The 12667-nt window shown below is 56.4% G+C and carries 13 protein-coding genes; 4 read left to right on the top strand and 9 right to left on the bottom strand.

Going from position 1 to position 12667, the window contains the following annotated elements:
- Window positions 1-32 precede the first annotated feature (32 nt).
- From ahcY to DY251_RS06230, 6 genes are all read right to left on the bottom strand, one after another.
- Window positions 33-1433, bottom strand: a complete 1401-nt coding sequence (ahcY, locus tag DY251_RS06255; RefSeq protein ID WP_116623001.1) for an adenosylhomocysteinase — start codon at window positions 1431-1433, stop codon at window positions 33-35.
- A 142-nt stretch (window positions 1434-1575) separates the two neighbouring features.
- Window positions 1576-1860: an HPr family phosphocarrier protein gene (locus DY251_RS06250; protein ID WP_116623000.1), complete on the bottom strand. Its 285-nt coding sequence runs from the start codon at window positions 1858-1860 to the stop codon at window positions 1576-1578.
- 8 nt (window positions 1861-1868) lie between these two features.
- A complete protein-coding gene (locus DY251_RS06245; protein WP_116622999.1) occupies window positions 1869-2270 on the bottom strand; it encodes a PTS sugar transporter subunit IIA in 402 nt (133 codons plus the stop codon).
- Between the two features lie 131 nt (window positions 2271-2401).
- On the bottom strand, window positions 2402-2869 hold the full coding sequence (locus tag DY251_RS06240; RefSeq protein WP_116622998.1) for an HPr kinase/phosphorylase: 468 nt from the start codon (window positions 2867-2869) through the stop codon (window positions 2402-2404).
- An 8-nt stretch (window positions 2870-2877) separates the two neighbouring features.
- A complete protein-coding gene (locus DY251_RS06235; protein WP_116622997.1) occupies window positions 2878-4656 on the bottom strand; it encodes a sensor histidine kinase in 1779 nt (592 codons plus the stop codon).
- Between the two features lie 39 nt (window positions 4657-4695).
- Window positions 4696-5397 (bottom strand): response regulator transcription factor, encoded by a 702-nt coding sequence (locus DY251_RS06230; protein WP_116623139.1) that lies wholly within the window; start codon window positions 5395-5397, stop codon window positions 4696-4698.
- A gap of 534 nt (window positions 5398-5931) precedes the next feature.
- Here DY251_RS06230 and DY251_RS06220 point away from each other — a divergent pair.
- The 4 genes from DY251_RS06220 to DY251_RS21935 all read left to right on the top strand — a co-directional run bounded on the left by DY251_RS06220 (window position 5932) and on the right by DY251_RS21935 (window position 9186).
- Window positions 5932-6183, top strand: coding sequence for a helix-turn-helix domain-containing protein (locus DY251_RS06220; RefSeq protein WP_116622995.1), 252 nt, complete (start codon window positions 5932-5934; stop codon window positions 6181-6183).
- Window positions 6184-6380: 197 nt separating this feature from the next.
- The gene (locus tag DY251_RS06215) at window positions 6381-7988 is read left to right on the top strand and encodes a phosphoenolpyruvate carboxykinase (protein WP_116622994.1); all 1608 of its coding nucleotides are present in this window, start codon (window positions 6381-6383) and stop codon (window positions 7986-7988) included.
- A 77-nt stretch (window positions 7989-8065) separates the two neighbouring features.
- On the top strand, window positions 8066-8500 hold the full coding sequence (arfB, locus tag DY251_RS06210) for an alternative ribosome rescue aminoacyl-tRNA hydrolase ArfB (RefSeq protein WP_116622993.1): 435 nt from the start codon (window positions 8066-8068) through the stop codon (window positions 8498-8500).
- A gap of 38 nt (window positions 8501-8538) precedes the next feature.
- Window positions 8539-9186: a biosynthetic peptidoglycan transglycosylase gene (locus tag DY251_RS21935; protein ID WP_116622992.1), complete on the top strand. Its 648-nt coding sequence runs from the start codon at window positions 8539-8541 to the stop codon at window positions 9184-9186.
- Here DY251_RS21935 and DY251_RS06200 read toward each other — a convergent pair.
- Genes DY251_RS06200 through DY251_RS06190 form a run of 3 tightly spaced genes read right to left on the bottom strand, consistent with a single transcriptional unit; the run spans window position 9136 to window position 12667 of the window.
- Entirely contained in the window at window positions 9136-9849 is a 714-nt protein-coding gene (locus DY251_RS06200) for a hypothetical protein (protein ID WP_137113407.1), read from the bottom strand. The genes DY251_RS21935 and DY251_RS06200 overlap by 51 nt on opposite strands.
- Entirely contained in the window at window positions 9834-10616 is a 783-nt protein-coding gene (locus tag DY251_RS06195; protein ID WP_116623138.1) for a carnitinyl-CoA dehydratase, read from the bottom strand. The genes DY251_RS06200 and DY251_RS06195 overlap by 16 nt, the downstream gene beginning before the upstream one ends.
- Entirely contained in the window at window positions 10613-12667 is a 2055-nt protein-coding gene (locus DY251_RS06190) for an acetate--CoA ligase family protein (RefSeq protein WP_116622990.1), read from the bottom strand. Before DY251_RS06190 ends, DY251_RS06195 begins: the two co-directional genes overlap by 4 nt.

The following is a 12667-nucleotide window of genomic DNA, read 5'->3' as shown; positions in this document are numbered from 1 at the left end:
GGCCACAATATGTTGTGTTTTTTCAGGAATGGTTAATAGCGGTAGTGGTCAGCCTTGTAAGGCCCCTGCGGCGTAACGCCGATATAGCTCGCCTGCTCGTTGCTGAGTTGGGTCAGCTTCGCGCCAAGCTTGTCCAGATGCAAGCGCGCGACCTTCTCGTCGAGGTGCTTCGGCAGCACGTAGACCTTGTTTTCGTACTTGCCTTGATTGGTCCAAAGCTCGATCTGCGCCAAGGTCTGATTGGTGAAGGATGCAGACATAACGAAGCTCGGATGTCCGGTGGCATTGCCGAGATTCAGCAGACGACCTTCCGACAAGAGCAGCAAGCGCTTGTCATCGGGGAAGGTGATCATGTCCACCTGCGGCTTGATGTTCGTCCACTTGAGATTGCGCAGCGCGACCACCTGAATCTCATTGTCGAAATGGCCGATGTTTCCAACGATGACCATATCCTTCATCGCGCGCATGTGGTCGAGCGTGATGACATCCTTGTTGCCTGTGGTGGTAATGACAATGTCCGCATTTGGAGCAGCGTCTTCGAGCGTCACTACCTCGAAGCCGTCCATTGCGGCCTGAAGCGCGCAGATCGGATCAACTTCCGTAACCTTGACGCGCGCGCCGGCGCCGCGCAGCGAAGCAGCAGAACCCTTGCCCACATCGCCATAGCCGCAAACAACGGCGACCTTGCCGGCCATCATGGTGTCGGTTGCACGGCGAATGCCGTCCACCAGCGACTCCTTGCAGCCATACTTGTTGTCGAACTTCGACTTGGTCACGGAATCATTGACGTTAATTGCGGGGAACGGCAGCAGGCCGTTCTTCTGAAGCTGATAGAGGCGATTGACGCCGGTCGTCGTTTCTTCCGTCACGCCACGGATCGCTTCACGCTGCTTGGTGAAAAAGCCCGGCGTTGCGGCCATGCGCTTCTTGATCTGCGCAAAGAGGATTTCCTCTTCCTCGTTGCCCGGCTTGGATAGCACATCTTCACCGGCTTCAGCGCGCGCGCCAATCAGAATGTACATGGTGGCGTCGCCACCATCATCAAGGATCATGTTGGTCGGGCCGCCATCGGTCCACTGGAAAATGCGATCCGTATATTCCCAGTATTCGGTCAGGGATTCGCCCTTCACCGCGAACACAGGCGTGCCCGTCTCGGCAATTGCCGCAGCCGCGTGGTCCTGTGTGGAGAAGATGTTGCAGGAAGCCCAGCGAACGTCAGCGCCGAGCGCCTTCAGCGTTTCGATCAGCACTGCGGTCTGGATCGTCATATGCAGCGATCCGCTGATGCGCGCGCCCTTGAGCGGCTGGCTTGGCCCGAACTCTTCACGGCAGGCCATCAGGCCGGGCATTTCGGTTTCTGCAATCTCGATTTCCTTGCGGCCCCAGGCAGCAAGCGAAATATCTGCGACGACATAGTCTTTATGGGCGGCCATATGCGTGATCCTGCTTGAAATGATTGGCGATCCACCGGTCAGCCACTCATAGCCACCGGCAAATTTTGCCGCCTCCTAGCAGAAACGCACCATTTCGGCAATGTTACATAAACAAATCTTTATCTCTCTATGTCTTTCTGGATCAGATCTCTTCGCCAAATCGGTCGCATACAAGCGCTTCCAGCGCTCGAATTGCTTCTTCCGCCTGCGGCCCAGTCGCAGAGATGCGGATATGGCAGCCGGGGCTTGCCGCGAGCATCATCAATCCCATGATCGATGTGCCGCCAACCTTCATGCCGTCCTTCTCAACCGAAACATCAGCATCGAAGCTGCCCGCAGTTTGCACGAACTTGGCCGAAGCCCGCGCGTGCAGTCCGCGTTGATTGACGATCAAAACATCACGGGAATTATCAATTTGCGCCGACATTAAACCTGTCACTTTCCGGCGAGGAGTTGGCTGGCGACGTTGATGTATTTGCGTCCCGCCATCTGTGCTTCCTCGATTGCTTTCGCCAGATCATTGCCCTTCCGGATTGACGAAAGCTTGATGAGCATCGGAAGGTTCACACCCGCGATAACCTCTACGCGCCCAGCCTCCATAACGGAGATAGCCAGGTTCGACGGCGTGCCGCCAAACATATCCGTCAGCACAATCACGCCTGAGCCATTGTCGACCGCAGCAACGGCTTCGACAATGTCCTGACGGCGTTGCTCCATATCATCGTCGGCGTCGATGGAAACTGTTGCCAGCCGCTCCTGAGGTCCAACGACATGTTCGACCGCATTGCGGAACTCTTCGGCCAACCGTCCGTGCGTGACGAGCACGAGTCCGATCATACTGTACTGGCTCCTGGTATGGCCGTTATCGCTGGCCTCACTCAACTCAACCCCCGCAACCCGGGGGGCGCTTGGTGGAGCGCTATCTTGTCGAGCCGGAGCCCGTTTACAAGTGCCAATTTGCAGCCGGCTTAGCCATTTTGCCGCATATACACAGCATCAAAAAGGCCAATGTCCAGTTGTGCAAGTACAACTGACGCTGCGTCATGCACGTTATGCGCCGCAAGTTTAAGCTCCGGCAGCCGGACGGAATGAAGGGTCACAAAGCTGGATTCCGGCATCCGTTCTGCCTGCTTGGGATCTACGAGTGTCACCACCAGATCGATAACCGCCTTACCCTGCACGGCGATCGAACGGGGACCCAGCCCCCTGACCTCGACCATGCCCACAATCGTCTCAGGTGCGGTCATCAGGAGCTTTCCGCCCGCAGATGATGTGAATAGCTGATCGTCAGCAACGAGCCGCGCAAACTGGCCACAGGACTGGACTCTCGCCAGCAATTCCAGCGCCAGCTCGGTTTTCCCCGTACCGGACCTGCCCTGGATAAACACGCCGCGGTCACCGAGAATTACCGCCGTGCCATGCAAATTATCGGCCATTCCAGCTATCAGCTTTCGGCAGGGAAGCTTGCCACAAAGCGAGCGCCCTTGAGATCACCCGGCTTTGCGCCGGGAATATTTTCGGCGATCAACCTGCCGCCGTGCGCCTCGACAATCTGGCGACTGATGGAGAGCCCAAGGCCGGAATTCTGACCAAACGCTTCGCTTGATGGTCGGTCCGTATAAAAGCGCTCAAAAATGCGGTCAATTTTTTCAACGCGAATGCCCGGTCCGTTGTCCTCGACCGAAACCACATTGAATTTGCCGGCACGCGCAAGCCGCACAATGATCTTTCCGCCTTCGTCCGGCACAAACGAGCGCGCGTTTTCGATCAGGTTCGTCATCACCTGACCCAAACGCGACTCGTGACCGCTGACAAAGAACCCCTTGACGCCTTGCGGTGGCTTTTCGGCCACGAACTCAATATCAACTCGCTTCTTGTTGCGGCTCGTATCCTGCGAAGCCGCCACCAGGTCCGTCATGAATTTGCGCAGATCGACCCGCTGGGCATCCTCTCGCGCCAATTCCGCATCAAGGCGCGATGCGTCGGAAATGTCGGTTATCAGTCGGTCGAGCCGCCTCACATCATGCTGAATCACTTGCATCAGCCGATCGCGTGACGTCTCGTTTTTCGCAAGCGGCAGCGTCTCGACGGCGCTGCGCAGGGATGTCAGTGGGTTCTTCAGCTCGTGGCTCACATCGGCCGCAAAGCTTTCAATTGCGTCGATGCGTGCATAGAGCGCATTCGTCATGTCGCGGACAGCAACGGAAAGATTGCCGATCTCATCCTGCCGCGCCGAAAAGTCTGGAATTTCCTCGCGCTTCTTCACGCCACGGCGCACACGCACAGCCGCAGCCGATAGCCGACGCAGCGGGTTCGCAATCGTAGATGCCAGCAGCACGGACAGCACCGCATTCGCCAGAGCGGCGACACCAAACACACGCAGAATGGCGCGCCGCTCGCCCGCAACGATCTTGTCGATGTCAGCGCCTTCGGTGGAAAGCATGAGAACACCCAAAACCGCTCGGAAGCGCTGGATGGGCACCGCCACGGAAACGATCTGCTCGCCCTGCTCATTGACGCGCACCTGCGTAGCGGGGCTACCCGTAAGCGCTGTCATAATCTCAGGAAATCCCGCGCCGCTTCCGCCGGGCTGCTCCTTATAGACCGGCAGATCTGTGTTGCGGAAAAGATCAAAGATGAACCTCTCGGCGCGATCCAGAATGCCGTTCTCTTCGTCATCCACCGGCGGTAGGTCGTAGCGCAATATCTGTCCACGCGAATAAAGATGCCGCGAATCCAGCAACAGATTCGCATCCCGGTCGTAGACGCGCGCGCGGGTTCGCGTTGGTGAAATCAAACGGCGCAGGACCGGCGCAACCTTTTCCGGATTGATTGGAAAGTCGAGACTCTCAAGGTCCGCCCCCGGCCCAAGATTCTCGCCTGCCTGCAGTTCGAACAGCTTTTCGGGATCGATGTTGAGCGAATCCGTCTCGACCGTCGCCGAAGCCGCAATTGCGCCTGCAATGATCTCGCCCTGCGTGCGCAGGCTTTCTACGCGCGCATCGATAAGCCCATCGCGGAACTGGTTAAGATAGAGAACGCCCACCACCAGCACTGCCAGCGCGGCAAGATTAAGAATCAGAATGCGCCGCGTGAGACTCGAAAACAGATGGTGTTCAAGAAAGGTGCGCACCGAAGCACCGGCTCGCCGCAGAAATTTTGGCGCAAAGCGCCGACGCGGCTTTGCCGCGGCCGGCCTGCTCGAATGCACCTCAACTGCCATTCACCAGAGTCCGTTGCGTCCTGCCGCGTGGCGAAATGCTTATGCCTCGCGGAACCGATATCCCACGCCATAAAGCGTTTCGATCATCTCGAAATCGTCATCCACCGCCTTGAACTTCTTCCGAAGACGCTTGATGTGGCTATCGATGGTGCGGTCGTCAACATAAACCTGTTCGTCATAGGCCGAATCCATCAGCGCATCGCGGCTTTTCACGACGCCGGGGCGCTGCGCCAGCGAATGCAGGATCAAAAATTCGGTAACGGTCAGCGTAACCGGTTCGCCCTTCCAGGTGCAGGTGTGACGCTCCTGATCCATCACCAACTGCCCGCGCTCCAGCGACCGCGCTTGCTGCGTAGGCGCTTTTGCACCTGCTTCGCGCGCGCTTGCGCGGCGCAGAACTGCTTTTACGCGCTCCACCAGCAACCGCTGGGAGAATGGCTTTCGAATGAAATCGTCCGCGCCCATTTTCAGGCCGAACAACTCATCGATCTCATCGTCCTTGGAGGTGAGGAAGATCACAGGCAGATCGGTCTTCTGGCGAAGACGGCGCAGAAGTTCCATGCCATCCATGCGCGGCATCTTGATATCGAGAATGGCAAGATTTGGCGGGCGCGCCGACAATCCTTCCAAGGCCGAAGCACCGTCGGTGTAGGTCTCCACCCGGTAGCCTTCTGATTCAAGGGCGATCGAAACAGAAGTTAGAATGTTCCTGTCGTCGTCTACGAGGGCGACTGTCGCCATGTCCTGCGGCTCCTTCATTCGCTGCATGTCCCTTCAGTTCATGAATGGCTCATGCAAAACAAATTGGGTACAAAATGTGGCACAGATTCCCGGCAATGTCACACGACGAGGGCTAAACCGCTCATTTTGCCCACAAGAGTAACTTATATTGACTTGCTCTTTCGCAGCCTTACGCCCACGCCACCGCCATTCTCGGCAATGAACTCAACACCCGCGGATTCGAGCGCTTCTTGAACCCTATCGCGAGTATCGGCGTGCATGCCTCCCCGCTCATTCTCGTAGCGTGTTATGGTAGCGGTGGTGACGTTTGACATGACAGCCAACTCTCGAACACCAATTTTGAGCGCTGCACGCGCCATCCGCACTTGTGAGGGGGTCAATATATTACCCTGTTCTTATTTTATATTACACTGTATTGATTTTGGTGAAATCTAGAATTGCTTATCACGACGTATCAACTCTTCCAATATTTGCGCGCCAAAACAGATCGTTCCGGGCGAGCGCGCTTCCATGCGGTATCGGGGTTAGGCGAACATGGACTACCGCACGCATCTCTTACGCCATCTGTGCCTGACCATCGGCCAAAACATCCATGCTGCAAGGCTGAAACAGAGGATGCCGTTGAAAGTGCTCGCGCGCCTCTCGGGCGTGCCGGAAGATAAGCTCGACCAGTGTGAACTCGGAAAAAACGAAATCACGTTGCAAGAAGCGCTGCGGGTGGCTTATGCGGTGCAAGTCGATCTAGCGGAATTGATCGGTCCTGCGTGCAAGAACGTTTCGCGATGAAATCTGGCCGGACCAGTCGAAATTCAACCGATTTTCCTACACTTTTTAAACGATTGAAATAGTTTGATCATTTTTTAAATCGATTAATGATTTGAAATCATTTGGTTTTTCTGGTTCCGCTAGAGTGCGCCATAACGACGAGCAGCGAGTGGCGTTCATCGAACCGAAACTGGCGGCATATAACAGGGGAACGTCGAATGGCATCGAATGGGCACAAGCCGGTTGCACGGCTTGCGGGCAAGGATCTTGTAACCAGCGGAGAGGTCCGGGCGAATCTCGCTGCAGCCGAGCTCTATGAGCAGGCAATCAGGCGCGGTGAAGCGAAGATCACCGCAGAGGGCGCGCTGGTCGCCTATACCGGCCAGCACACCGGCCGCTCGCCGAAGGACAAGTTCGTTGTGCGCGATGCCACCACGGAAAACACCGTTTGGTGGGACAACAACGCGGCCATCTCGTCGGAACATTTCGACATTCTGCTGGAAGATTTTCTTGCGCAGGCCGGTTCGCTGGACCTGTTCGTGCAGGATCTTGTCGGCGGTGCCGATCCAGCCAACAGTTTGCCGGTGCGCGTGGTCACCGAATATGCTTGGCATTCGCTCTTCATCCGCAATCTGCTGATCCGGCCCGACCGCGCTTCGCTGGCCGCGTTCGAACCGAAGATGACCATCATCGACCTACCGTCCTTCAAGGCAGACCCCGCCCGTCACGGTACGCGCACGCAAACCATCATCGCAGTCGATCTGACGCGCATGATCGTTCTGATTGGCGGCACGTCTTACGCGGGCGAGATGAAGAAATCTGTGTTCACCGCGCTGAACTTCCTGCTGCCGAAAGCTGGCGTCATGCCTATGCATTGCTCCGCCAACACGGATGATGCGGGCAGTTCTGCCGTGTTCTTCGGTCTTTCCGGCACCGGCAAAACAACCCTTTCCGCTGATCCTTCCCGCACACTCATCGGTGACGACGAGCACGGCTGGGGGCCGGAAGGCATCTTCAATTTTGAAGGCGGCTGCTACGCAAAAACGATCCGCCTGTCGGCTGAGGCCGAGCCTGAAATCTTTGCGACGACACAGCGTTTCGGCACCGTGCTTGAAAACGTCGTTCTCGACGCCAATCGCACACCCGACTTCAATGACGGGTCGCTGACCGAGAACACACGCTGCGCCTATCCGCTGGACTTCATTCCAAATGCCAGCGCCACTGGCCGCGCCCCGCATCCGAAGAACATTGTTATGCTTACCGCAGACGCGTTCGGCGTGCTTCCGCCCATCGCAAAGCTCACGCCTGCGCAGGCTATGTATCACTTCCTGTCCGGCTACACAGCAAAGGTCGCTGGCACTGAAAAGGGCGTGACGGAGCCGGAGGCCACTTTCTCGACCTGCTTCGGTGCGCCCTTCATGCCGCGCCATCCGTCCGAGTATGGCAATTTGCTGCGCGAACTGATTGCTGAGCATGGCGTTGACTGCTGGCTCGTAAACACCGGCTGGACCGGCGGTGCCTACGGCGTGGGCCATCGTATGCCGATCAAGGCGACCCGTGCGCTGCTATCTGCTGCGCTGGATGGTTCGCTCAAGGGCGTCGAGTTCCGCACTGACTCCAATTTCGGCTTTGACGTGCCGGTTGCGGTGCCCGGCGTGGATAGCAAGATACTCGATCCCCGCTCCACCTGGGCCGATACGAACGCCTATGATCGTCAGGCTCAGAAGCTGGTCGACATGTTTGTCACCAACTTTGCCAAGTTTGAGGATCACGTCGACGATGGAGTTCGTGGCGCGGCGCCCGGTCTGAAAGTAGCCGCCGAATAATCACTTCATGCATTTCTGAAAGGGCCGGATAATTTTCCGGCCTTTTCTTTTTTCGTGTGAGGCGGCATCAAGTCGTCATGGCGGAAGAAATCATCCATATCAGCGCCGAAGCTGCAATTCATCCCGACGACCTGACCGAGAGCTTTATCCGCGCGTCCGGGCCGGGCGGCCAAAACGTCAACAAGGTGGCGACGGCGGTACAGCTTCGCTTCGATGCCGCAAATGCGCCCGGTCTGTCGCCGCGCGTGCGTGCTCGTGCGTTGAAACTCGCGGGGCAGCGCGCAACACGTGATGGCGTGATCCAGATCGAAGCAGCCCGCTTTCGCACGCAAGAACGCAATCGCGCTGACGCTCTTGAACGTCTCGTCGAACTGCTCACCAAAGCCGCCGAGCCGCCACCGCCGCCGCGCAAGAAAACCAAACCGACCAAGGGGTCTGTCGAGCGACGACTGAAGTCCAAGGCTGGCCGCTCTGCAATCAAGCGATTGCGAAGTCGGCGCGTTGATGATTAGATCGCTGGGTAATATAATCAATTTCGAAAATCAGAATAATGCTTCGTTTCAGAAACCAGCCGCTTCGACTTCCGTCTTTGAAGCGTTTTCTAATTGGAATATACGGCGATTTGCACCTCCTCGATAACGCCATACAAGACACTAGATGTGATAGCTATATTAATTTATATCGGTATGTTCTAGTTTTAGAAGACAGGAGGTACTATAGCCATAAGGGGATAGATTATATTTCATTTTTGAGAGACTTTTGGCGCCTAGTAACACTTAGACGGCATGGTGGTTTTAGTACAATAGAGATGCAGTTAGTTCGTACGGTTACCGCGAGGTATGAGCGAACTTTAAGTCGTAAACTATACGAAATTTTGCTTGCGCATCTGTGTAATTGGCACTTTTCAAAAAGAGACATGCTCTTATGCTATTGTTCCATCGCATATTATGGCGCGAGGTATCCGGTCCAACACTACGGGGGATTGATGCCGAATTGCGAGGCAGTCGCATTTAACGAATTCGGTAAATCCCTTGGAGAACTAACAGAGGAGGATGCTGCTGAAATTGCCTCTTACCTAGTATATCCGCGCCCCACACATCCAACACCGTTGTGGCTGAAAAAAGTAGATAAGAGAAAGCGCTACGCGTTAAAACTCGCGCCTTCTTACAAATATCTGTTTGAATATATACCAATTTGATAGATGTTTTTCATTCTCTAACGATATTGCGAATACGCCATCGAAACGCTCCTTTAGTCCGTCAATATGGGACCATAGATTTCCGATATAAGTATTTACAGTCCCGCCAAATAATTCGACTTGGCCTGATATGTCTCGAAGATTTTCAAAATACCCGTGACCGAAATCGCTCCTATCAAATTCTCTTTTTGATTGCTCTACTAGGGAACCGATTTGCTGAAATTCTCGTATAATTTCTTCTAGCTGATATTGCAGGCTTCTTGAGAAGAACTGACGCAACTTCGTTATGTATCCATTCACACTTTCGTTCCATTTAATAACAGACTTGTCGTATTCCTCCCACGCAACCCGAACGCGTTCAGCATCACGTCCCCTGAGAGCCGCAGTCGCTCGAAAAGTCCGAAATCTCCTAGACCCAATTAAATCAGATAGACCTTCAACTATCTGAATTTGCTGACTCAACAACTCCTTGTTTCGTACATAATCTTGCTGAAATCGCCAATTTCTTTTCTGCCAAATATAGGTGATCCACGTTCCCACGACACCTGTGAGCACGAAACCCACGACGGCAGTTAAAATTGTTTTCCATATATCCATCGGAAAATTATACCCTACCATTTGGCCGTAGGGAATGCATACCAAGTTGGCTACCGCCCCTTCCACACGGGATCGCGTTTTTCCGCAAACGCTTTGAAACCTTCCAGCCCATCCTCAGACGAATACAACTCATCCACGGTGCGGAATTTCCGCTTCGTCACCCAATTCATTGCATCCTGAAATTCCATCGCCTCTGCGCGCCGTGCGACTTCCTTGATTGCCGCGAAAACCATCGGCGGCCCGCTCGCCAGCAGCCGCGCGATTTCCCACACACGCGCTTCCAACTTCTCCTGCGGCAGAATCTCGTTGACCAGACCCCAGCGATGTGCCTCCTGCACATCCATCCAGCGGCCCGTCAAAAGCAGGTCCATCGCCACATGATACGGGATGCGTTTGGGCAGCTTGATCGTTGCGGCATCTGCCAGCGTTCCGGCGCGAATTTCGGGCAGCGCGAAGCTCGAATGATCCGACGCGTAGATCAGATCGCAGGAGAGCGCCAATTCAAATCCGCCGCCAACTGCCATGCCGTTGACGCACGCGATCACCGGCTTGTTCAAATCGCGCAATTCCTGCAGGCCCGCGAACCCGCCCACGCCATAATCGCCATCGACGGCATCGCCAGCAGCGGCAGCTTTCAAATCCCAACCAGCCGAGAAAAACTTATCGCCCGCCGTTTTGACAATTGCGACGCGCAGTTCTGGATCGTCGCGAAATGCCTCGAACGTCGTGCCCATGAGTCGCGAGGTTGCGAGGTCAATTGCATTCGCCTTCGGCCGGTCGAGCGTGACTTCCAGAATGCCGCCCTCGCGGCGAGTCGTTATCACTTCGCTCATTGCGTCCTCCGAACCAGCAGCGCGTCTGCGATCCATGCGCCCTTGCCTTCACCGCAAACGATCAGGGGGTTAATGTCCAGTTCTTCGATGTTTTCAGCCTGTGCAAACGCACCGATTTTCGCAATTGCTTCGATGGCTGCGCGAAGATCGGCTTTTGGCCTGCCTCGATAACCTTCCAGTAGGGGAAACATCTTCAAGCCGCGCAACGCGCGCTCGATCTCGTCCCTTGACGCGGGCAGAAGCAGCGTTGCGCTGTCCTGCAAAAGCTCGACCAGCACACCGCCTGTGCCGATTGTCATCACCGGCCCGAAAAGCGCGTCATGCGTAATGCCTACGATCAATTCGGCAACGCCCCCCTCGATCATTTTTTCCACGAAGAGCCCCGTTCCAAGTGGCAACAGCGCTTCCGCGACGCTACGCACGGTATCGGCATCGCGCAGGTTCAGGCGAACTGCGCCAGTCTCGGACTTATGCGCGACCCCCAGCGCCTTGAGCGCAAGCGGAAATCCGATCTTTCCCGCTGCATCCACCGCGTCCGCAACGCTTGCAGCCACAATTCCCGCCGGCACGTTCAGACCATCCTCACGCAGCAGCGCTTTCGCCGTTGCCTCGTCCAGCACTTGTGTTTCACCGACTAACGCGGCGCGGTCGCCAACCGCCGTAGATGCTGGCTTGCTCCATGCCGCACCTATGAAATGTGCTGCCTCTACTGCGTCCATCGTTTCACCAATGCCAAACAGCGGCACGACGCCTTGCGCAACGAGCGCCTTGGCCTCGCCTTCGGGCATATTTTCGGGCATCGATGCGACCACCGCCCCACGCGCCGATTTCGCCGTCAAAGCTGCTCTGAACGCCCGCAGCGTTGGTTGCCAATCGGCGTCCGAGCAACGGTCGTTTCGCGGAAAATCCAACACCAGCGCGTTGAGGTCGAATCTGTCCGACACCATCGCCGTGAACGTCTGGCGCATGGCGTCTTCGTTGTTCCAGATGAAGGTGTGGTAATCGAGCGGATTGGCGACAGCCACCAGAGGTCCAAGCGTTTCCTTGACGCTTGCTCGATGTGCATCATCCAGCTTCGGGAACACCAGCGGCCGTCCTTCCGCCGCATCGGCCATCACAGACGCTTCACCACCCGAACAGCTCATAGACGACAACTTATTACCCGGCAGCGGGCCACACACATGCAGCAGCTTCAGCGTTTCCAGAAATGCCGGGATCGAATCTACCCGCGCAATCCCCAGTCTCCGCATAAATGCGTCCGATGCAGCATCGGACCCGGCCAGCGATGCCGTATGAGACAATGCGCCCGCGCGCGCCTGCTCCGAGCGTCCGACTTTCATGGCGACTATCGGCTTTCGCAATTCGCGCGCCCGCGCTGCCAGCTTTTCGAGGCCCGTAACCGAGTCAAACCCTTCAATATGCAGCCCCAGCGCTGAGACGCGCTCATCCTCGATCAACCCCAGCGCCAGTTCGGAAAGACCGGTCTGCGCCTGATTACCCGCCGTCATGACATAGGCCAAGGGCAGGCCGCGCTTCTGCATGGTCATGTTGATGGCGATGTTCGATGATTGCGTGAGGATCGCAACGCCGCGCCCGCCTTCCAGCCGTTCGCCACCATGCTGATCCGGCCACAGCAACGCGCCATCTGCGTAATTTATCAAGCCATAGCAATTCGGCCCAATGATCGGCATATCGCCAGCCGCCGCCAGCAATTCGTCCTGTAACCGCGCACCGTCTGCGTCGTCAGCGCCCGCTTCCAGAAAGCCAGCCGCGAAGCAAATCGCGCCGCCCGCACCGCGCTCGCGCAATTGCCGCACAATGTCGATTGTCAGCAGCCTGTTCACGCCAACGAACGCCGCATCCGGCACTCCGGGAAGATCGTCTACGCCCCGATATGCCTTGACTCCATGCACCTCCGGCTTGGTCGGATGCACTGGCCATACCTCGCCCGCAAAGCCCATCTTGCGGCATTGCTGCACGACATTGGCCGCGAACGACCCGCCGAACACTGCAATTGAGCGCGGTCGCAACAATCTTTCGAGGCGATGCAT

The sequence above is a fragment of the Mesorhizobium denitrificans genome, assembly GCF_003403035.1.
GTDB classification, from domain to species: Bacteria; Pseudomonadota; Alphaproteobacteria; order Rhizobiales; family Rhizobiaceae; genus Mesorhizobium_G; species Mesorhizobium_G denitrificans.
This window is presented reverse-complemented; position numbering and strand designations above follow the sequence as displayed.

Coding starts and splice junctions, on each gene's coding strand:
- DY251_RS21935 (WP_116622992.1), top strand. CDS start 8,539: ATGCTTCGTTTCAGAAACCAGCCGCTTCGACTTCCGTCTTTGAAGCGT.
- ahcY (WP_116623001.1), bottom strand. CDS start 1,433: ATGGCCGCCCATAAAGACTATGTCGTCGCAGATATTTCGCTTGCTGCC.
- DY251_RS06235 (WP_116622997.1), bottom strand. CDS start 4,656: ATGGCAGTTGAGGTGCATTCGAGCAGGCCGGCCGCGGCAAAGCCGCGT.
- DY251_RS06245 (WP_116622999.1), bottom strand. CDS start 2,270: ATGATCGGACTCGTGCTCGTCACGCACGGACGGTTGGCCGAAGAGTTC.
- DY251_RS06240 (WP_116622998.1), bottom strand. CDS start 2,869: ATGGCCGATAATTTGCATGGCACGGCGGTAATTCTCGGTGACCGCGGC.
- DY251_RS06215 (WP_116622994.1), top strand. CDS start 6,381: ATGGCATCGAATGGGCACAAGCCGGTTGCACGGCTTGCGGGCAAGGAT.
- DY251_RS06195 (WP_116623138.1), bottom strand. CDS start 10,616: ATGAGCGAAGTGATAACGACTCGCCGCGAGGGCGGCATTCTGGAAGTC.
- DY251_RS06190 (WP_116622990.1), bottom strand. CDS start 12,667: ATGCATCGCCTCGAAAGATTGTTGCGACCGCGCTCAATTGCAGTGTTC.
- DY251_RS06230 (WP_116623139.1), bottom strand. CDS start 5,397: ATGGCGACAGTCGCCCTCGTAGACGACGACAGGAACATTCTAACTTCT.
- arfB (WP_116622993.1), top strand. CDS start 8,066: ATGGCGGAAGAAATCATCCATATCAGCGCCGAAGCTGCAATTCATCCC.
- DY251_RS06220 (WP_116622995.1), top strand. CDS start 5,932: ATGGACTACCGCACGCATCTCTTACGCCATCTGTGCCTGACCATCGGC.
- DY251_RS06250 (WP_116623000.1), bottom strand. CDS start 1,860: ATGTCGGCGCAAATTGATAATTCCCGTGATGTTTTGATCGTCAATCAA.